The organism is Aurantimonas sp. A2-1-M11, assembly GCF_036549475.1.
GTDB lineage: Bacteria > Pseudomonadota > Alphaproteobacteria > Rhizobiales > Rhizobiaceae > Aurantimonas.
The window spans coordinates 1-1244 of record NZ_JAZHLI010000196.1; the positions used below are offsets into that span (position 1 = coordinate 1).

General features: G+C 57.1%; 1 protein-coding gene. It reads left to right on the forward strand.

Annotated features, from left to right (window positions below):
• Positions 1-280 (forward strand): hypothetical protein (locus VQ042_RS25590; RefSeq protein ID WP_331823050.1); only part of this gene is annotated, 280 nt, incomplete at its 5' end.
• Positions 281-1244 lie beyond the last annotated feature (964 nt).

Below are 1244 nucleotides of genomic sequence, written 5' to 3' on the forward strand. Positions count from 1 at the left end.
TCTTTCTTCATGGCGTTGCTCTCCGAAGTGGATTCGACACCCCGAGCCTACCGGCTCAAGGCGGGCAACGCCGCCACTTCAGAAGTTCAACATCGATCGGGACATCCCCCATGATGATGCCAAAGGTGCATGGCAGATGGCTGAGCACACTCGGAATATCGCCGAAAATATCAATGATCATGAAGGCCAAATGCATTGGGCTCGGGTCGTGCAAGCACTCGAACGGCAGACCGGCTATAGGCCTCCACTCGAAACCTTAGAGCAGATTTCGGCGGAGTAGCCGCTGCATCACTTCTCCTCTCGACCAGGGCTATGCCACCTGTCCGGTCAAAAAGGGGTGCGCTCCAGATCCGCAGCGCGCCTTCTCAGAGCATACTTTGAGCGAGGAGCCAGTGACGGCAGCTTGCCTGAGAACGACGTGGCACCAGTGCCCATCCCGCCGAAAATTTCCGAGTCTTGAGACCTGCGCAGAGGCGCTTCAATCCGGGGAGTTGCGTGATGCCATTCCGTTGTCGAGCACTTGCCGGCGATCAAGCCGATCCCTTCGGACGTTGATTCGAACGGCCCACTCCCGCACGATCGGCACGATGCGGTCATCGGCAGCGATAAGGAATGCGCCACTGGAAAATCCCAATAGGCTCACTTTTGAGGATACGACAAGTGGGCCTGATTTGGCTCAGATAGTTGCGTGCTGCGAGTTCGTATGGGAACGCTTTCAGCCGAGTTTGGCTGACGGAGGAGACTGAGCCAAGTGCAGGTTTGCGAGCCGAAATCGCGGTGCCTACATTCGGTGTAATCAGGAGCCGATTTGATGCCGGACTGTCGAATACCCAATAGGTACCGCCCGCAGCTCGGATAGACATGGAACGCGCACCAAGCAATGGGTTCTGCGTGGGCATCTCCCGAGGAGGGGCATCGTATGCGAGAGCTACTTCCTGCGTGGACTGTTCGCATCCAGTTACAGCCAGGAGTGTCCCGGTGACGACGAGTGCACAAAATGCTCGCTTCGGCACGGAGAAGTCGACAGCCGTGGCGGATCTTGGTAGCCGCATCGATCGCAATCCCATTATGTGGTCGGATACCCTAAAAGCAGCGTGCCGACGCGCCCGAAAACAAGTTGAAAACGATGGACTAAGGATATCCGCATCGATAACTGCTACTCTTCCGGCTGTCTTGGCTTGATCGTGTAGTTCCATTCGGGATGGAAGGCGTCGCCGGTGATGTCGAGGCGGGCGAACTCGGCA